At 66.9% G+C, this 18,989-nt stretch carries 18 protein-coding genes and 1 pseudogene; 13 read left to right on the top strand and 6 right to left on the bottom strand.

From position 1 onward, the window contains the following. The first annotated feature begins 90 nt into the window (after window positions 1-90). From NC4_RS00855 to NC4_RS00825, 7 genes are all read left to right on the top strand, one after another. Window positions 91-1,017 (top strand): aminodeoxychorismate lyase, encoded by a 927-nt coding sequence (locus NC4_RS00855; protein WP_067531161.1) that lies wholly within the window; start codon window positions 91-93, stop codon window positions 1,015-1,017. 121 nt (window positions 1,018-1,138) lie between these two features. Further along, window positions 1,139-2,614, top strand: a complete 1,476-nt coding sequence (locus tag NC4_RS00850; RefSeq protein WP_067531159.1) for a cytochrome ubiquinol oxidase subunit I — start codon at window positions 1,139-1,141, stop codon at window positions 2,612-2,614. Between the two features lie 10 nt (window positions 2,615-2,624). Further along, window positions 2,625-3,674 (top strand): cytochrome d ubiquinol oxidase subunit II, encoded by a 1,050-nt coding sequence (gene cydB, locus NC4_RS00845; RefSeq protein WP_067531157.1) that lies wholly within the window; start codon window positions 2,625-2,627, stop codon window positions 3,672-3,674. Window positions 3,675-3,717: 43 nt separating this feature from the next. Further along, window positions 3,718-5,562, top strand: a complete 1,845-nt coding sequence (gene cydD / locus NC4_RS00840; protein ID WP_067531154.1) for a thiol reductant ABC exporter subunit CydD — start codon at window positions 3,718-3,720, stop codon at window positions 5,560-5,562. After that, window positions 5,559-7,205, top strand: a complete 1,647-nt coding sequence (locus tag NC4_RS00835) for an ATP-binding cassette domain-containing protein (protein WP_067531152.1) — start codon at window positions 5,559-5,561, stop codon at window positions 7,203-7,205. Before cydD ends, NC4_RS00835 begins: the two co-directional genes overlap by 4 nt. Window positions 7,206-7,513: 308 nt before the next feature. Continuing rightward, a complete protein-coding gene (locus tag NC4_RS00830) occupies window positions 7,514-8,095 on the top strand; it encodes a Uma2 family endonuclease (RefSeq protein ID WP_067531150.1) in 582 nt (193 codons plus the stop codon). A 57-nt stretch (window positions 8,096-8,152) separates the two neighbouring features. Continuing rightward, window positions 8,153-8,596: a MarR family winged helix-turn-helix transcriptional regulator gene (locus NC4_RS00825; RefSeq protein ID WP_245721429.1), complete on the top strand. Its 444-nt coding sequence runs from the start codon at window positions 8,153-8,155 to the stop codon at window positions 8,594-8,596. Here NC4_RS00825 and NC4_RS00820 read toward each other — a convergent pair whose 3' ends face one another. The 6 genes from NC4_RS00820 to NC4_RS00795 form a co-directional block, all read right to left on the bottom strand. After that, the gene (locus NC4_RS00820) at window positions 8,597-9,304 is read right to left on the bottom strand and encodes a heme-binding beta-barrel domain-containing protein (protein ID WP_439957464.1); all 708 of its coding nucleotides are present in this window, start codon (window positions 9,302-9,304) and stop codon (window positions 8,597-8,599) included. Window positions 9,305-9,529: 225 nt separating this feature from the next. Beyond that, window positions 9,530-9,835 carry a DUF1416 domain-containing protein gene (locus NC4_RS00815; protein ID WP_067531146.1) on the bottom strand — a complete coding sequence of 102 codons (306 nt, stop codon included), beginning with the start codon at window positions 9,833-9,835 and terminating at the stop codon, window positions 9,530-9,532. A 5-nt stretch (window positions 9,836-9,840) separates the two neighbouring features. Next, window positions 9,841-10,674 carry a sulfurtransferase gene (locus tag NC4_RS00810; protein WP_067531144.1) on the bottom strand — a complete coding sequence of 278 codons (834 nt, stop codon included), beginning with the start codon at window positions 10,672-10,674 and terminating at the stop codon, window positions 9,841-9,843. A gap of 28 nt (window positions 10,675-10,702) precedes the next feature. Then, window positions 10,703-11,194, bottom strand: coding sequence for a DUF4395 domain-containing protein (locus NC4_RS00805; RefSeq protein ID WP_084528326.1), 492 nt, complete (start codon window positions 11,192-11,194; stop codon window positions 10,703-10,705). Window positions 11,195-11,450: 256 nt separating this feature from the next. Beyond that, on the bottom strand, window positions 11,451-11,909 hold the full coding sequence (locus NC4_RS00800) for a TlpA family protein disulfide reductase (protein ID WP_067531140.1): 459 nt from the start codon (window positions 11,907-11,909) through the stop codon (window positions 11,451-11,453). Further along, window positions 11,906-12,772, bottom strand: coding sequence for an LmeA family phospholipid-binding protein (locus NC4_RS00795; RefSeq protein ID WP_067531138.1), 867 nt, complete (start codon window positions 12,770-12,772; stop codon window positions 11,906-11,908). Before NC4_RS00795 ends, NC4_RS00800 begins: the two co-directional genes overlap by 4 nt. A gap of 263 nt (window positions 12,773-13,035) precedes the next feature. On the opposite strand from NC4_RS00795, the pseudogene NC4_RS00790 reads away from it, so the two are divergent. The 6 genes and pseudogenes from NC4_RS00790 (at window position 13,036) to pstB (ending at window position 18,845) form a co-directional block, all read left to right on the top strand. Then, window positions 13,036-13,793: pseudogene (locus NC4_RS00790) on the top strand (winged helix-turn-helix transcriptional regulator). After that, the gene (gene mshD / locus NC4_RS00785) at window positions 13,793-14,686 is read left to right on the top strand and encodes a mycothiol synthase (RefSeq protein ID WP_067531136.1); all 894 of its coding nucleotides are present in this window, start codon (window positions 13,793-13,795) and stop codon (window positions 14,684-14,686) included. The pseudogene NC4_RS00790 and the gene mshD overlap by 1 nt, the downstream one beginning before the upstream one ends. A 293-nt stretch (window positions 14,687-14,979) precedes the next feature. Then, entirely contained in the window at window positions 14,980-16,095 is a 1,116-nt protein-coding gene (gene pstS, locus NC4_RS00780; protein ID WP_067531134.1) for a phosphate ABC transporter substrate-binding protein PstS, read from the top strand. Window positions 16,096-16,183: 88 nt separating this feature from the next. Next, window positions 16,184-17,152 carry a phosphate ABC transporter permease subunit PstC gene (gene pstC, locus NC4_RS00775; RefSeq protein ID WP_067531285.1) on the top strand — a complete coding sequence of 323 codons (969 nt, stop codon included), beginning with the start codon at window positions 16,184-16,186 and terminating at the stop codon, window positions 17,150-17,152. Then, window positions 17,149-18,048: a phosphate ABC transporter permease PstA gene (gene pstA / locus NC4_RS00770; protein WP_067531132.1), complete on the top strand. Its 900-nt coding sequence runs from the start codon at window positions 17,149-17,151 to the stop codon at window positions 18,046-18,048. Before pstC ends, pstA begins: the two co-directional genes overlap by 4 nt. A gap of 20 nt (window positions 18,049-18,068) precedes the next feature. After that, entirely contained in the window at window positions 18,069-18,845 is a 777-nt protein-coding gene (gene pstB / locus NC4_RS00765; protein WP_067531130.1) for a phosphate ABC transporter ATP-binding protein PstB, read from the top strand. The last annotated feature ends 144 nt before the right edge of the window (window positions 18,846-18,989 follow it).

The raw sequence follows: 18,989 nt of genomic DNA, 5'->3' as shown, positions 1-18,989 counted from the left end.
GCGTCAGCGGTGTGATCTGTATTGCCGGATTGATTGTTTGCTGACGCCGTAATCCTGTGGCGACGGGCTCGTTGTCCTAGGCTCGGGCGCATGGTGGAACGGGTTCTGGTAACATTCGACGGCGCGATCCGGGATCCGGACGCGCCGTTGCTCTATGCGGACGATATCGGTGTACTGCGCGGCGACGGGATTTTCGAGACCGTGCTGGTGCGTGACGGTGCGGCCTGTGCGCTGGAATTGCATCTGGCGCGACTACGGCGCTCGGCGGAGGCGCTGGATCTGGCCGCGCCGGACCTGGAGGCGTGGCGCACGGCGGTGCAGACGGCGGCCAAGGAATGGGGCGGCGAGCGCGAGGGTTTGCTGCGGATGGTGCTGACCCGTGGGCGAGACAGCGAGCACGGCACCGATAGCAAACAATCAGCTATCACGTGTGGCGAACTGGCCGGGGTCGAACCCGCCGCCACCGGTTACGTTTTGGTGCTGCCGGTGCCCGAGCGGGTCAAAATCGCGCGCACCGAAGGTGTTTCGGTCGTCACATTGTTGCGGGGCATCTCCATCGATCTGGCGCAGGAGGCGCCGTGGCTGTTGCTCGGGGCCAAAACCCTCTCGTACGCAACGAATATGGCCGCGCTGCGCTTCGCCCGGCGCATGGGCGCCGACGACGCCATTTTCACCAGCACCGAGCATCGCGTGCTGGAGGGCCCGCGCTCGACCGTGGTGATCGCCCGGGACAACCAGTTCATCACCCCGCCCGCGCGCAATGGCGTGCTACCCGGCACCACGCAGCGCGTGCTGTTCACGGAGGCGGAGAAGGCGGGCTGGGAGTGCAAGTACGAGCCGCTGTTCATCGCCGATCTGATCACCGCCGACAGCGTGTGGATGCTGTCCAGCGTCACCTTGGCGGCGCGGGTCAATTCGCTGGACGGACTGCGAATGTCGGCCCCGGACAACGCCGTCGAGATCGCGGAGCTGGTGAACAAGGGCGTCACGCAGCCCGGCAATATCACCGACTGGTGAGAGGGTTCTGAATCACATTCCAGCAAATTTCCGGCGCGCTGTGGCGTGGCGCATGTTGACCTGAACTCCAGTCGGCGTAATCTTCGGTACTACGTCGTGTCGTAGATCGGCAGGAGATCGGATGAGCGTCGTAGACCTAGCGCGCTGGCAGTTCGGCATCACCACCGTCTATCACTTCATTCTGGTGCCGCTCACCATTGGCCTCGCCCCGCTCGTGGCCGGGATGCAGACCGCGTGGGTGATCACCGGGAAGGAGCACTGGTACCGGCTCACCAAGTTCTTCGGGAAGCTGTTCCTGATCAACTTCGCCCTCGGCGTCGCCACCGGCATCGTGCAGGAATTCCAGTTCGGCATGAGCTGGAGCGAATACTCCCGCTTCGTCGGTGACGTCTTCGGCGCACCGCTGGCAATGGAGGCGCTGGTCGCCTTCTTCATGGAGTCGACCTTCCTGGGCCTGTGGATCTTCGGCTGGACCAGGCTGCCCAAGAAAGTGCACCTCGCGACCATCTGGATGGTCGCCATCGGCGTGAACGCGTCGGCGTACTTCATCATCGCCGCCAACTCGTTCATGCAGCATCCGGTCGGCGCCAAATACAACCCGGAGACGGGACGCGCCGAGCTGCACAGCATTTGGGAGCTGATCACCAACAACACCACCCTCGCGGCCTTCCCGCACGTGGTGGCCGGATCCTTCCTCACCGCGGGCACCTTCGTCGCCGGTATCGCCGGATGGTGGATGGTGCGCAACGCCCGCAAGGGCAAGGCCGAGGGGAGCGAGGCGCCCATCGAAGAGGCCCGCACCATGTGGCGGCCCGCCGCCCGGGTCGGCATCTGGGTGAGCCTGGTGGCCTGCGTCGCCCTCATCTACACCGGCGATGTGCAGGGCAAGCTCATGTTCGAGCAGCAGCCCATGAAGATGGCCTCGGCGGAATCGCTGTGCCACACCGAAACCGATCCGGACTTCTCCGTCCTCACCGTCGGCACGCACAACAACTGCGACAGCGTGGATCACCTCATCGAGGTGCCCTATGTGCTGCCCTGGCTGGCCAAGGGCGAGTTCTCCGGGGTGACCCTCGAAGGCGTCAAGGACCTCCAGGTCGAGTACAACGAGCGCTACGGCGTCGGCGACTACCGGCCCAACCTCTTCGTGACCTACTGGTCCTTCCGCGCCATGATCACTTTCATGGCCGGGTCGATTCTGCTGGCCCTGGTGAGACTCTGGGTCACGCGCCGCGGCCGGGTGCCGGATCGGAAATGGTTCGCGTGGCTGTCGCTGCTGGCCATCGCCACCCCGTTCCTGGGCAATATCTCCGGCTGGGTGTTCACCGAGATGGGCCGCCAGCCCTGGGTGGTGGCGCCCAATCCGACCGGGGACCAGAGCATTCGAATGATGGTGCAGGAGGGCGTATCCGGGGTCTCGGCGGGCACCATCCTGACCTCGCTCATCGTCTTCACGCTGCTGTACGGGCTGCTCGCCATCGGGTGGTTCTACCTGATGCGGCGATACGTGGTCGCCGGGCCCGAACCGGCCGCCACCGAGTCCGATACCCCGAAGATGACCGGGGATTCCGTCGAGAAGCTTTCCTTCGCCTACTGAGGAGACGGGGATGACTCTGCAAGTTTTCTGGTTCGTACTCATCGCCGTTCTCTTCACCGGGTACTTCGTCCTGGAGGGTTTCGACTACGGCGTCGGCATGCTCATGCCGATCATCGGCAAGGGCAGCGAAGTCAAGAAACGCGTGGTGCTCAACACCATCGGGCCCGTGTGGGACGGCAACGAGGTGTGGCTGCTGACCGCTGGCGGCGCCATGTTCGCCGCCTTCCCGGAGTGGTACGCCAGCGTATTCTCCGGGTTCTACCTGGCGCTGCTGCTCATTCTGGTCGGGTTGATCGCGCGGGCCTGCGCCATCGAATGGCGCAGCAAGATCAATGACGAGAAGTGGCGGCGCTGGTGCGATATCGGCATCGGACTGGGGTCCTGGATTCCGGCCCTGGCCTGGGGCCTGGCCTTCGCCAATATCGTGCGCGGCGTGAAACTGGATGAGAAGCGCCAGGTTCAGGGCAATCTGTTCGATCTGCTGAACCCGTACGCGCTGCTCGGCGGCGTCGCCATGCTGCTGCTGTTCCTGCTGCACGGCGCCATGTTCATCGCGCTCAAGACCGGTAACGAGGTGCGCGACGACGCCCAGCGGATCATCCGCATGCTGTTCGTGCCGACCGCGGTGGTGGTGGCGGCCTTCGGCATCTGGACCCAGCTCGCCTACGGCAAGGGCTGGACCTGGATTCCCTTGGCGCTGGCCGTGATCGGCATTGTGGTGGCGGGCTTCGCGGCCACCCAGGGCCGCGACGGCTGGTCCTTCGCGGGCACCGCGCTCACCATCGCCTCGGCCACCGCGCTGCTGTTCGGGGCGCTGTTCCCGAATGTGCTGCCCTCCACCATCGACGCGGCCTTCAGCCTCACCGTCGACGGGCGCGACGGCACCGTGAGCGCCTCGTCCACGCACTACACGCTGGTGGTGATGAGCTGGGTCGCGGTGGTGGTCACCCCGATCGTGCTCATCTACCAGGGCTGGACCTACTGGGTGTTCAGCAAGCGGCTCACCATGGAGCAGATCCCGGCGCCCATCGGGCTGCCCATGCAAGAGGCGAAGAACTGAGCCCGGACGCACCACACTGATGCCGACAGTACGGATTCGATAAATGGCACGACCGGTAGACCCGCGCCTGTGGCGGCACGCCCGCTCGGCCCGACGGTATCTCGCGCTCAGCGCGGGCCTGTCGCTGGCGACCACGCTCTGCATCGTGGTCGCGGCGCTCGCCCTGGCGCGGGTCCTCGCCGGTGTCATCACCGATCCGTCCCGTCGCGAGATCGGTTCGTGGACGGCCGAACTGGCGATCTTCGCCGTCGCCGTACTGATCCGGGTCACCGCCACCTGGTGGCAGTCCCGGCTCGCGCACCGCGCCGGAGCGCAGGTGGTGGCCGAACTCGAGACCGCCGTCCTGCGCACCGGCGCACAGCTCCCGCCGCGCGAATTGGAGTCGCGCCGCACCGAATTGGCGGTGGTCGTCGGCTCCGGTCTGAGCGGGCTGCGCGCCTACCTGGCCGGGTACCTGCCCGCCCTGCTGCTGGCCTGCCTGATCCCGCCCATCGTGCTGGCCGTCGTCGCGGCCCACGACTGGATCTCCGGGGCGATCATCGCCGTCACCCTGCCGCTCATCCCGATCTTCATGATCCTCATCGGCCTGCTCACCCAGGGCCGCGCCAAAGAGACCCTGGCCGCCACCACCCGGCTGTCGGATCAACTCCTGGACCTGTTCGCCGGTATGCCCACCTTGCGCGCCCTCGGCCGAGAAAGCGCGCACCCCTGCGCATCTCCCGCCGCCACCGACGACACTGCCGCGGCGGATGATTCGCGCACCACCATGCGCCACCGCGTCCGCGACCTCGGCGACGCCCTGCACCGCCGCACCATGTCCACCCTCCGCATGGCCTTCCTGTCCTCCATGGTCCTGGAATCCCTCGCCACCCTCTGCGTCGCCCTGGTGGCCGTATCCATCGGCATGCGCCTGGTCTTCGGCAATATGGGCCTCTACGCGGGCATCCTGGCCCTCGTCCTCGCCCCCGAGGTCTACCTCCCCCTGCACACCGTCGGTGAACGCTTCCACGCCGCCCAGGACGGCATGGCAGCCGCTGAAAGGGCTTTCGCCGTCCTGGATCCGGCCGTACCGGACCGGCGTACTCCCGACCTCACCGACCGCGCGCCCGAACGGCGCCTCGGGGAACGGGAGTTCCAGGGCCGCATTGTCATTCGGGACCTCAGCATCGCCGCCCGTGACGGCTTCGCGCCCGATGGCCTGTACGCGGATCTGCGCCCCGGCAGCGTCACGGTCCTCACCGGCCCCAACGGCTGCGGCAAATCCACCACCCTGCAGGCGATCCTGGGCCTGATCACGCCCGACGCGGGCACGGTGACGGTGGACGACACCCCGGTCCCGGCCCTGGATCCGGACAGCTGGTGGTCCCATGTGGCCTGGCTGCCCCAGCGCCCGGTCCTGGTCCCCGGCACCCTCCGGGAGAACCTCGAACTCCTCGGCCCACCCGCCGACCACGCCGCCCTCGAAGCAGCCTGCCGCGCAACCGGATTCGACACCGTGCTGGCGGAACTCCCGGACGGCTGGAACACCCTGGTCGGCACCGGCGGCACCGGCCTCTCCCTGGGCCAGCGCCAACGCCTCGCCCTCACCCGCACCCTGGCCGCCGACCGCGGCGTCCTCCTCCTGGACGAACCCACCGCCCACCTCGATCCGGCCGCGGAAGCCCGAGTCCTCACCGCCCTCACCGCCCGTGCACGTGCCGGAGCCACCGTCGTGATCGTCGGCCACCGCTCCACCGTCCTCGCGATCGCGGACCGGACGATTCCGGTTCACGCCACCGCTTCGGACGCAACCCGTGAGCCGCACGTCAGCGCGCAGGACGGGGACGAGGAACCGGGCGAACCTGCCGGAGAACGCATGTCCCGACCGAATGTGGTGAGTGTTCGATGAATGCGATAGCGGCCGACTTCCGGCGGATCCGAGGGCTGCTCGAGCTGTCGCCGTGGCGAATGGCGGTGTCGATCCTCGGGGGAGTGGCGGCGCTCGGGAGTGGGCTCGGGTTGGCGGCGTTGGCGGCGTGGTTGATCGCGCGGGCGTGGGAGATGCCGCCGGTGCTGGATTTGACCATTGCGGTGGTGACGGTGCGGGCCTTGGGGATTGCGCGGGGAGTGTGCCGGTATTTGGAGCGGCTGGCTACCCACTATGTGGCGTTGCGGTCGATGAACTTGGCGCGGACCAGTACTTATGGTGCGTTGGCCGGGGCCGATGTCTGGCGGCCGCGGCGCAGCGGCGGCTCGGAAGAGGGTGTGGGGCAGGGAGATCCGACTCGGATGCGGCGGGGGGAGCTGCTCGGGCGGGTCATGGGGGATATCGATGATCTGGGGGCGGTGGTGGTGCGGGCGTTCGTGCCGATCGCGGTCGCGATCGTATTGTCGGTCGCGGCCGTTGGGCTGCTGGCCTGCATTTCGACTCCCGCCGCTCTGATTCTCGCTGTGGCGCTGGGCGTTTCCGGTGTCGTCGCGCCGTGGCTGTCGGCACGGGCCGCGCGGGAGGCCGAAGTGGCGGTGCGCGCCGATCGGACCGAGTTCACGGCCGAGGCGTTGACGGTTCTCGACCATGCGCCCGAATTGCGGGTCGCGGGACGGCTTTCGAATGCGATCGAGGCTGCGGAGCGGGCAGGGGGGCGTGATGTCGCGGCCGAGGATCGCGCCGCATCGCACACCGCGTGGTCGGCGGCAGTGCTGCCGCTCGCCATCGGTGCGAGTGTGCTGGGCGCGCTGCTCATCGGCATGGTGCTCTACGGCGCCGGGCCGATGGTTGCCACGGACGGGTTCCAGACCATTCCGGGCGGCGGCATCACGCCCATGGCGTTCGCGGTGCTGGTGCTGGTTCCGCTGTCGGCCTTCGAGGCCGTGGCGGTGCTCCCGGCGGCCGCGCAGGCGCTCACCACCGGCCGGGCGGCGCTGCATCGCCTGGCGCGGCTGGAGCGGTCCGAATCCGAGGGTCCCGCAATGGATTTCCCGCCACTGCCGGACGGCCGCCGCATCGCGGTCACCGGGCCCAGCGGGGCGGGCAAGACCACGCTGCTCATGGCCTGGGCGGGGCTGTTCGGCACGCCGCGCCCCGATGCCACCTTCTTCGCGGAGGATGCGCACCTGTTCGGTACGACGGTCCTCGAGAACCTGCGTGTCGCTCGCGGCGACATCACCGAGCAGGAGGCCGAGGACGCGCTGCGCGCGGTGGGTGCGGGGGACTGGCTCGACTCGCTGTCCGAGGGCGTGCACACCGATCTGATCGGCGGCGCCGCGGCCGTCTCCGGTGGTCAGCGCCGTCGCATCCTGCTCGCCCGTGCCCTGCTGTCCCCGGCGCGGGTGCTGCTCCTCGACGAACCCACCGAACATCTCGAGGCCGAGCCCGGCGCGGACCTGCTCCGCCGCCTCCTCGACGATGCCAGCGGCCTGGTCGCCCCCGATCGGACCGTCGTGGTGGTCACCCATCAACTGCCCCCGGACCACCGCGCCGACACCCTCGTGGAGGTCGCCGCGGACGGTGACATCTCCATCACCCGCCTTATTCCCGCAAACCATCGCTGATCTGCGATTTTCGCAGTCTGAGAAAATGCGTTGCCGCGGATCGCGTGTGCGACTAACTTTCTCGGTACACGAGGAAGGAGGTGGTTCCAAGAATGAGTAATTCCAGGACACGTGAGGTGGCTGTCCGCTAGTCGCCACCGCTGCAATGGATTCCATGGCGCGAACGCCTAGCGAAATCCAGGCAGTCACCCGGCCCCCGAGTCTCCGGTCTTGTCCGACCGGATCGCGTGAGTTGCATCCGCGGTCACAGACTCGGGGGTCGTTCCCTTTCCGGCTTATCTCCTCCGACCAGCGATTACTCTGATGACATGACCGTTGAGCCGCTGCCCGACTGGGTGCACCCGCCCGGGGGGTACACAGTCGAAGAGTTCCTGCAGCTGCGCGGATTGCCTCGGCACACCGAACTGATCGACGGGGGTCTTGTCTTCGTGAGCCCGCAGGAGAAGTGGCATCGACGTGTCATCGATCTCTTCCGGCGCGAACTCGACCTACAGGCGCCCCCACATCTGCGAGCCGACCGAGAGATGTCGGTCAGGCTCGACAAACGGCAGATGCCCGAACCCGATGTCCTTGTCGTGACAGCGGAGGCCTTCGCTCGCACCGACCCTTCGACGTACTACTTCGCGGAGGACGTCATCCTGGCGGTGGAAGTGGTTTCTCCGGATTCCGTGGAGCGGGACCGGGAGACGAAACCGGGTAAGTACGCACGGGCTCGTATCCCTTACTACTGGCGTGTCGAGCATCGCGACACCCAAGCCGTCGTATACGCCTACGAACTCGACCCGGTCACCAATTGCTATGTGGCAGTGGGCATCTTCAGCGGTCGATTCGATGTGGCGGTGCCGTATCCGGCACGGATCGATCTGGCGGAGCTCGATCGGCGGGGCTGAGCTATCTTCTTTGGGGAAGTATCTTCTTCGACGATGGACTCTAGAGGGATGGCCGCCGTGTCAACAGGTTCTGCAGGGGATGGGCATCAGGTATATCGGCGCTATCTGAGCGCCATGGTATTGCATGCGCAGGCGGGGGCGAGGGCGGTGGGACTGGGGGCCACGGATCTGTACGCGCTCAATGTGCTCGAGTTGAGCAGGGCCATGACGCCCGGTGAATTGGGTGCGCGCACCGGGCTTACCAGCGGTCCGACCACGCGGCTCATCGATCGGCTGGAGGCGGCGGGCTATGTGCGGCGGGTCGCGGATATGGGGGACCGGCGCAAGGCGATGGTGGAGCCGATCGGGAGACCCGCCGATCTGGACAAGGTGCTGGCTCCGGCGCGCCGCCGGATCGGCGAGATCATCGGTGAGTACACGCCGGAGCAGCGGGACGTGCTGTTCGACTACTTCGCCAAGGCGGCGGACGCCTTTCAGCGGGCCGCCGAGGAGGTCGACTGATCAGCCGATGTAGCGCTGCAGACGCGCGGACAGGCGGGGTTCGAGGGTGCCGTCGGGGGTGATGCGCTCCTCGACGTAGCCGAGGTCGCCGCCTTCGACAATGCCGTAGAGGCGCTTGGCGCCGCCGACCACGATGCCGGACTGGCTGCGGATCACCACATCGGTGGCGAGCTCCCAGGAGGACTGGGTGAGGGCCTGGCCGTAGAAGAGTTCGACGACGCCGGAGGAGTGGGTGAGCAGGAGCTCGAGGACCTCGTCGTCACCGTCGATGCCGACCCGCCAGAAGCCGCTCTCGCGCAGATCCGGACCGGAGTACTCGCCCTTGGCGTCGATGACCCAGGAGCGGGCCTCCCAGCTCAGGTAGTCGCCGCCATCGTGGGAGACGACGATCTGCTGACCGAAGCGGTAGTCGCCATTGTCGGGATGGTTGCCCTCGCCCTCGCCGCGCCACACGCCGACCAGCGGCAGCAGCGCGAGCATGGAGGAGCTTAGATCGGGTCCGAGGCGCAGATTCGCGGTGTCCTCGGGCAAGGGGAGCCCGGCGAGCGTGGGAATGTTCAGGACGCCGGTCGATTTCGCGCGCTCGGCAGCCTCGGCGACCGCTTGGTCGCCACTGCGTCGCACGGCATCGTCACGACCGCCCGGCGTCTCCGACGCCGTGCCGTTGGCCGTTGTGTTCTCGACGTTCCCGCTCGCCGAATCGCTCACGACTCGGTGAACAGCCGGTAGAGGACGTACAGACCGAACCACGCGATCAGTACGGAGACGAGAACCAGCAGAATCTCGAAGGCAAGCACCACGTGTCGGAGTCTAGCGGCCGGGAGTCCGGACATGAAAACGGCCCCGGGAAAAGGATTCCCGAGGCCGTTCCGCTTGATCCCCCATGGGGTCTCAGGGGCGTGAGCCCCTGAGAATCCCAAGAGATGGGCGAAATTACTTCGCGACGGTGACGTCCACGTTGTGGATGCCCGCGCCGTCCGGCGCGACCTCGGCGGTGCCGTTGCCCGACGCAGACAGCGCGCGAATGGTCCAGTTGCCCGGCGCCGCGAAGAAGCGGAAATCACCGGTGCCCGAGGCGACGACCTCGGCGGTGAAATCGCCATTGCCGTCCAGCAGGCGCACGAACGCGCCACCGACGGTCTGGCCGTCAGCGGTCAGGACGCGGCCGGTGATGACCGTCTCCTTCTCCACATCGACGCCTGCGGGGATGGCCTGACCCTGGGTAGGTGCTGCACACATATTGATTACGCTCCCAACTCGATCGGTGCACCGACGAGGGAGCCGTACTCGGTCCAGCTCCCATCGTAATTCTTCACGTTCTTGTGGCCCAGCAGCTCCTGCAGCACGAACCAGGTGTGCGAGGAGCGCTCGCCGATGCGGCAGTAGGCGATGGTCTCCTTCTCGCCGTCCAGACCGGCCTCCTTGTAGATGGAGGCGAGCTCGTCGTCGGACTTGAAGGTGCCGTCCTCGTTCGCGGCCTTGGACCACGGCACATTGATCGCGCCCGGGATGTGGCCGGGACGCTGCGACTGCTCCTGCGGCAGGTGGGCCGGGGCCAGGATCTTGCCGGAGAACTCGTCGGGGGAGCGCACGTCGACCAGGTTCTTGACGCCGATGGCGTTGATGGCCTTGTCGCGGAAGGCGCGGATGGACAGATCCTGCTCGGACGCCTTGTAGGCGGCGGCCGGGCGCACCTTGACATCCTTGACCAGCGGGCGGCCGTCCAGCTCCCACTTCTTGCGGCCGCCGTCGAGCAGCTTCACGTCCTGGTGGCCGTAGAGCTTGAAGTACCAGTACGCGTAGGCCGCGAACCAGTTGTTGTTGCCGCCGTACAGCACGACGGTGTCGTCGTTGCCGATGCCGCGGGCCGACAGCAGCTCGGAGAACTGCTCCCGGTTGACGAAGTCACGCCGGACCTGGTCCTGCAGATCCTTCTTCCAGTCGAGGCGGACCGCCCCTTCGATGTGGCCAAGGTCGTAGGCCGAGGTGTCTTCATCGACCTCGACGAGCACGACGCCCGGGGTGTTCAGGTTCTCTTCGACCCAGTCTGCGGAGACCAGGACATCGGCGCGAGCCATGTTGTTCCTTTCGAGGGTGGTGCCGGAGTCAGGCGGTGGGATTCGGGTGGGTCGGCGCGGATTTCGGGACGAACCGCGTGACGAGTGGGTAGGTCTTGCAGCCCAGGCAGATGCCGAAGGCCGCGTTCAGGAAGGCCGCGAACAAGGCGAAACCGGTGAAGATCGCACCGGCGACCGGACTGCCCGCGGCGAAGCCCAGCACGCCGAGCGCGGCGAAGACGAAGCCGACCCGCTGTGCGAACCGCAGCGGCGCAACGGGTTCCAGCTCCGGCGCCGGGCCGATGCGGGGTGCGATGGCGCTGGCGTAGATGCGCCCGTAGGGGCTGCGCCGCGGACCGGAGGCCGCGCCGAGTGCGAACACCACGGCCTGGACGGCCAGGAGCGCGGCGGCGAGCGGGACGGAGAAGACGGCGACGATCAGGACGAGGGCCAGGACTGCGGTGGTGATCCAGGCGGCGAAACGTGGGCCGCGGACATCCACCTGTCCCTCAGGGGGTTTGGTGATGTTCGGGTTCGACATGAGTGTGCTCCTGCGCGGATGGTCTATATGGCCAGATCGCCGGAGGATCGAGGCGATCACTCAACGGCGGGGACAAATCCGGTCGGCGACAGAAGAGACGAAAGGCCGACCGGCTAGCGGCACAGGCAGCAACAACCACCGAGCCGACACAGGTCTACCGTGCGGCGTCGGGTGAGCATGAGCTCGCGGTTGGATTGCACGAGGGGGAGTTTACCCAATTTTCGGGGGAAATTGGACCCGGGGTTCGTAATGCTGGTCACTCTGGCGTCCCGGAGACCGTTAAAGGCCCTAATGAACTGCGCAAATCGGCGGCCTTGGGAACCCCGGAAATCCGGTACCGCTCCCGGCCATCGGCGTCCAGCACGAAGGTAGTGGGCAGCGAGAGCACGTTCAGTTCGCGCGCCAGCGCCGGGTTCGCATCGATATCGATCTCGAGATCGAGCGGTGCGGCCGGGGCATCGGCCAGTTCGGCGACGACGCCCCCCACCACGCGGCGCACCGCCGCGCAGGGGCCGCACCAGTCGGCCGAGAAGTGCAGGACCGTGGGGCGGCCCGGGAGCACCCCGGCCGCGGTCAGCAATGCGGCCCGATTACCTTCGGCCGCAGGCGTTTCCGAGCCGGTGCTGGTCCGTACCCGGCCTTCGGTGCGGCGCACCAGGATTCCCACGCCGATCGCGGCGGCGACGGCGGCGGCGAGAACCCCGATGGCGATCACGGCTGCTGCAGCCGATCCAGATCGACGGTGACCTTCTCCTCGCGGCCCTCCACCACGATCTGCCCGCCCTCGGCCTTGACCTTGGCGGGCCGGACCCCGAACGACAGGCCGTGGGTGTCGATGGTGCGGGTGAACAGCGCCAGCACCTTGGCCTTGTCCAGCTCCGGGACCTCGGTGGCGATGGGGATGGAGGCGGCGGGGTCGGGTTCGCGATAGATATCGGTCGCGGCGATATGCACCTGGTTGCCCACCAGCCGCATATCCGCCAGCACGCTCACGAGCTGGCCATTGCGGCTGTCGGCAATGAGCGCGCCATTGCCGGATGTGCTGTCCACCGCGATCTTTCCGCTGAGGACGATGGTCGCCGTGGTCTGGAATCCGGTGCCGCCGACGCCGCCGATACCGCCGAAACCATCCGACTTGCCCGGCCCGAAGACCGGCTGATCCGGATTCTTGACTTCCAGATCCGGAATCTTGAACAGCCGCCCGAGCTCATTGGGCTCGATCCGGATGCGCGACTCCACCACATCCACCGGCACCGCGCGCACCGTGCGGTCCACCAGGCTGCTGAACGGGAGCTCCGCGCCCCGCAGATTGGCCTCGACCACGATCTTGCCCGGGATATCCGGCCGCACTTCGCGGGCCCGGATGTCGATATTGCGGAAATCGCCGGAGAGCGCCTGGGTCGCGAACGGATACCGCAGCGACGAGTGGAAGGTGACCTCCGGATCGGAGCTGAGATCCGATCCGGCCCGCAGCAGTCGCGACACGCGGTATTCCGAGTACGCGGCGAACCCGAAGTCGAGCACGACGGCCAGCCCTGCCACGCAGAGCAGCGCGATGATCAGCCTTCGGATATGCATGAGTCGCAGCCTAGTAGGGCCCGATGGCGGCGAGTCGGCCAACACAGTCCACGCCGGACCCGCCCCCGGACCGGCCGCGGGTGTGATCTCGAGGACAGCGCACGAGATCAGGAGGTTGCCGAGCCCGGCGTACGCTGCCCGGATTGCGTGGTCATGGCCGTGGACACGCTAATGTAGGCACCGACTTACCTGTGATGACGAGCATGGCGTCGTGGCGTACAGAGCAGTTGCCACGCACATGCCAGATGGGATGGAGGGCCCCCATGGAGCTGCTCCTGCTGACCTCCGACCCCAACCCCGAGTCGGTGCTGCCCTCGTTGGCGTTGCTACCGCACCACGTGCGGCCCGCGCCCACCGAGGTGGCGTCCCTGCTCGAGGCCGGTTCCGCCGATGTGGCACTGGTCGACGCCCGCACCGATCTGGCCGCCGCGCGCGGCCTTTGTCGTTTGCTGGGCAGCACCGGATCCTCGGTGCCGGTGGTGGCGGTTCTCACCGAAGGCGGCCTGGTCGCGGTGAATGCGGACTGGGGGCTGGACGACATCCTGCTGCCCGGCACCGGTCCCGCCGAACTGGACGCGCGGCTGCGACTACTGGTCGCCCGCAATGGTGGCGTCGCCAGCCCGGAGAACACCGGCAAGATCACCCTGGGTGAGCTGGTGATCGACGAGGGCACCTACACCGCGCGCCTGCGCGGGCGCCCGCTCGACCTCACCTACAAGGAGTTCGAGCTACTGAAATACCTGGCGCAGCACGCCGGTCGGGTGTTCACCCGCGCCCAGCTGCTCCAGGAGGTGTGGGGCTACGACTTCTTCGGCGGCACCCGCACCGTGGACGTGCACGTGCGGCGGCTGCGCGCCAAGCTCGGCAGCGAATACGAATCGCTCATCGGCACGGTCCGCAATGTCGGCACAAGGCGGTGCGCCCGGCGCGCGCGGCCGGGGCCAAGGGCGATGCGGTCACCTTTCCGGATGCCGAATCCACCGACGACCCCGAAATGACCACGGCGAACGGCACTTTCTGATGGCTTCCTTCACCGACCGGCTGCCCGACGAGACCGCCGCGGAGGTGAGAGGTCTGCTGGAACGTGCCACCGCGGCCGATGGCGTCGCGCCCGTCTCGGAGCAGGCGGTGCTGTCGCTGTCCGGCGAGCCCGCGGCCCGGCATGCCGTCGTGACGGTGGACGGCGTGGTCGCCGGTTACGCGAATCTGGCCCCCGCACATAACGAGCACCCCGCCATGGCGGAGGTTGCTGTGGATCCCGATCATCGCGGCCGGGGAATCGGGGCGAACTTGGTGCGATCGGCGCTGGCAGCGGGCGGTACGGGCGCGCGGGTGTGGGCGCACGGAAACCTGCCCGCCGCACAGGCGGTTGCTGCCCGGCTCGAGTTGCGCGTGGCGCGCGAATTGTGGCAAATGCGCCGCGATCTGGCGAATTCCGAGCTACCTGAATTGACGGTTCCGGAGAATCTGGAATTGCGCACCTACGCGGGGCCTTCCGACGATGCCGAGGTGCTGCGCGTGAACAATGCCGCCTTCTCCTGGCATCCGGAACAGGGCGGCTGGACCGAGCGCGATATCGCCGTGCGCCGGGCCGAAGGCTGGTTCGATCCCGCCGGACTGTTCCTCGCCGCCGACCCGGCCGAGCCGGACAAGATCCTCGGCTTCCACTGGACCAAGGTGCATCACGAGGAAAACCCCCCGGTCGGTGAGGTTTACGTGGTGGGCGTCGATCCGGCCGCCCAGGGTCGCGGGCTCGGCCGCCTGCTCACCCTGGCCGGACTGCGATATCTGCGCGACCGCGGGCTGGGCGCGGTGCTGCTCTACACCGAGGCCGACAACACCGCGGCGGTGCGCACCTACGCCAAGCTCGGCTTCGAGCGGTCGCACGTGGACGCCGCCTACGCCGCGAGCTGACCCGCGCCGCCGCCCGCGCGGTTGCGTAGATCACTCGCGGGTCGAAGGCGACCATGGGGCAAACCGATATGTGGCAACAGTGCGGCTAATGTCACACAGAAAGGTTGCAATCGCTCCGGGTTGTTCACCCTCCGTTCACCTTCCCTGGTCCAACTGTCTACCGGACACAAATACGTTGCTTGTGGGCAGCACTCGCTGCCCGGTGCGCGAGTTCGCAGCGAACAGCCACCAACATTCGCCTGTCCAACCGTTGAGGGGTTGGGCGTGCTAGACCGTGATTCCCGGAGGAACAGGTGAATCTCAAGCGCAGCAGCGCCCTGGTCGGTGTGCTGGCAGTCGTTGCCATGCCCCTCGCCGCGTGTGGCAGTGACGACAACACGCAGGAGACCGGAAACAATGTCGCCAAGGTGGACGTGCCCTGTGGCGGCAAGACCAGCCTGAAGGCCAGCGGCGCCTCCTCGCAGAAGAACGCGATGGACCGTTTCGTCTCGGCCTACCAGCAGAACTGCGACGGCTTCAGCCTGGACTACACCTCCAGCGGCTCCGGCGCCGGCGTCAAGGAATTCCTCGGCGGCCAGACCGATTTCGCGGGCTCGGACTCCCCGCTCAAGAAGGACGAGCCCACCAAGGCCGCCGAGCGCTGCGGCGCCCCGGCCTGGAACCTGCCGACCGTCCTCGGCCCGATCGCCGTCACCTACAACATCAACGGCGTGACCGATCTGGTGCTGGACGGCCCGACCATGGCCAAGATCTTCAACGGCACCATCACCTCCTGGGACGACGTCGCCATCAAGGCGCTCAACCAGAAGGCCACCCTGCCCGCCGAGAAGATCAACGTGATCTACCGCTCGGACGAGTCGGGCACCACCGACAACTTCCAGCTCTACCTGGACGCCGCCTCCAACGGCGCGTGGGGCAAGGGCGCGGGCAAGACCTTCAACGGCGGCATCGGCGAAGGCGCCAAGGGCAACGAGGGCACCTCGGCCGCGGTCAAGAACACCGTGAACGCCATCACCTACAACGAGTGGTCCTTCGCCAAGGCGCAGAAGCTGTCCATCGCCAAGCTGCTCACCGTCGACTCCTCCAACGACCCCAAGCCGGTCGAGCTGAGCGTCGAGTCCGCCGGTAAGGCCATCGCGGGCGCTAAGATCACCGGCGAGGGCAACGACCTCGTGCTGGACACCTCGGCCTTCTACAAGCCGACCACCGCGGGCGCCTACCCGCTGGTCATGCCGACCTATGAGATCGTGTGCTCGAAGTACAGCGACGCGAACACCGGCAAGGCCGTCAAGGCGTTCATGCTCTCGGCCATCCAGAACGGCCAGAACGGCCTGGACGAGGCCGGGTACATCCCGATCCCGGACGCCTTCAAGACCAAGCTGACCACCGCGGTCAACGCTATTTCCTGATCGCGATCCCATGACCGTGCACGATGAAGTGACCGCCGCGGGCCAGTCGGATTCGACCGGCCCGCGGGCGGGCGGAGATACTGCGCACATGTCTACCAAGACGAGCACCAGGCCGAAAGCCAAGAGCAAGGCCCACAATCAGCGGGCGGAATTCATCTTCCGCTCGCTGGCGACGGCGGCCGGGGCGACCATTGTCGCCGCCATCGCGCTGATCGCGCTGTTCCTTCTCATCCGCGCCGTGCCCTCGGTCATGGCCAACGAGTCGAACTTCTTCACCTCGACGGAGTTCGACGTCCGCGACGCCGACAACCTGCACTTCGGTATCCGTGACCTGTTCATGGTGACCGTGCTCAGCTCGGTGTTCGCACTGCTCATCGCGGTGCCCATCGGCGTGGGCATCGCCTTGTGTCTCACCCAGTACGCCCCGAAGGTGCTGGCGCGGCCGTTCGCGATCCTGGTGGATCTGCTGGCGGCCGTGCCCTCCATCGTGTTCGGCCTCTGGGGCTTCCTGGTGCTGGCCCCGCAGCTGGCGCCGGTACAGGAATTCCTGAACGACAAGCTCGGCTGGCTGTTCCTGTTCTCCGACGGCAATGTGACCATCGCGGGCGGCGGCACCATCTTCGTCGCCGGTGTGGTGCTGGCCGTCATGATCCTGCCGATCATCACCTCGGTGAGCCGCGAGGTCTTCAACCTGACCCCCAAGGCGCACATCGAGGCGGCGCAGGCGCTGGGCGCCACCAAATGGGAAGTCGTGCGCATGACGGTGCTGCCCTACGGGCGCTCCGGCATGATCGCCGGTTCCATGCTCGGACTCGGCCGAGCGCTCGGCGAAACCATCGCCGTCCTGATCGTGCTGCGCACCGCGGCGCAGGCCGGGCACTGGTCGCTGTTCGACGGCGGCTTCACCTTCGCCTCCAAGATCGCCTCGGCCGCCGCCGAATTCAATGAAGCGCTGCCGACCGGTGCGTACATCGCCGCCGGCTTCGTGCTCTTCGCGCTGACCTTCGTGGTGAACGCGCTGGCGCGCCTCGCCGCCGGTGGAAAGGTGAACGCATGACCGCCACGCTCGACAAGCCGGTCAAGGCGCCGACCTTCCGCAAGCTCAGCACCAGCCGCCGCATTCGCAACAACCTCGCCACCGGCATTGTCTGGCTGTGCTTCGCCATCGCGCTGATTCCGCTGGTGTGGGTGCTGTACACGGTGCTCAGCAATGGCATCGAGGCCATCGCCTCGGCCAACTGGTGGACCAAATCGCAGCGCGGCGTGCTGCCCGAACAGAACGCGGGCGGCGTCTACCACGCCATCTACGGCACCATCGTGCAGTCCGCCATCGCCGCCGTCATCGCGGTGCCGTTGGGCATCATGGCCGCGGTGTTCCTGGTCGAATACGGGCGGGGGTGGCTGGCCAAGACCACCACGTTCATGGTGGACATTCTCGCCGGTGTGCCGTCGATCGTCGCGGCGCTGTTCATCTTCGCGCTGTGGATCGCCACCTTCGGCATGCCGCAGAGCGCGTTCGCGGTGTCGCTGGCGCTGGTGCTGCTCATGCTGCCCGTGGTGGTGCGGTCCAGCGAGGAAATGCTCAAGCTGGTGCCTGATGAACTGCGTGAGGCGTCGTATGCGCTGGGCGTGCCCAAGTGGAAGACGATCCTGCGCATCGTGATTCCGACCGCGGCGCCCGGCATGATCTCCGGCATTCTGCTGGCGCTGGCCTGTGTCATGGGTGAGACCGCGCCGGTGCTGGTGCTGGTGGGTTACAGCCGGTCGATCAATATGAACGTGTTCGACGGCAATATGGCCTCGCTGCCCCTGATGATCTATCAGGAACTGGCCAACCCGGAAGCGGCGGGGCGTCTGCGCGTCTGGGGTGCGGCGCTGACCCTGATCCTGATCATTGCGGCGCTGTACCTGGCTGCGGCCGCAGTCAACAAGCTGCTCACGCGGAACCGATAGAAGGCGAACGGAAACTACTGATGGCCAAGCGGATCGACATCAAGGATTTGAACATCTACTACGGCAAGTTTCATGCCGTGGCGGATGTGAAGTTGACTGTTCTGCCGCGCAGTGTGACTGCGTTCATCGGTCCTTCCTGGTGCGGGAAGTCGACTGTGCTGCGGTCGTTGAACCGGATGCACGAGGAGACGCCGGATGCGCGCGTCGAGGGCGCGGTGCTGCTGGATGGGGAAGACATCTACGGGGCGACTGTTGACCCGGTCGGCGTGCGACGGACGATCGGCATGGTGTTCCAGCGCCCGAACCCGTTCCCCACCATGTCCATTCGCGACAATGTGGTGGCCGGACTGAAGCTGTCGGGGGTGCGCAACAAGGCCCAGCTGGAAGAGGTGGCCGAGCGGTCGCTGCGGGGGGCGAACCTTTGGAACGAGGTCAAGGACCGCTTGGACAAGCCGGGTGGCGGGCTCTCGGGTGGTCAGCAGCAGCGGTTGTGTATTGCGCGGGCGATTGCGGTGTCGCCGGATGTGCTGCTGATGGACGAGCCTTGTTCGGCGCTGGACCCTATCTCGACGCTTGCGATCGAGGATCTGATCGCGGAGTTGAAGAAGGAGTTCACGATCGTGATCGTGACTCACAACATGCAGCAGGCTGCGCGTGTGAGTGATCAGACGGCGTTCTTCAACTTGGAGGCGCAGGGGAAGCCGGGCAAGTTGGTTGAGATCGACGAGACGGAGAAGATTTTCTCGAATCCGTCGCAGAAGGCTACTGAGGACTACATTTCTGGTCGGTTCGGGTAGATCGGATCTGATGTCTTGTGCCCCCGGCCCTTTGGGCCGGGGGCATTTGCATTGCGGGGATTGGATTCGGGGGCGGTCTTGGTCGAACGGTGTCGAGGGTGGGGCCCTCGAGAATCGCTCGTGGCTGTGTTTAATTTGCCCTCC

This window comes from Nocardia crassostreae (assembly GCF_001613405.1).
Taxonomy (GTDB): Bacteria; Actinomycetota; Actinomycetes; order Mycobacteriales; family Mycobacteriaceae; genus Nocardia; species Nocardia crassostreae.
This window is presented reverse-complemented; position numbering and strand designations above follow the sequence as displayed.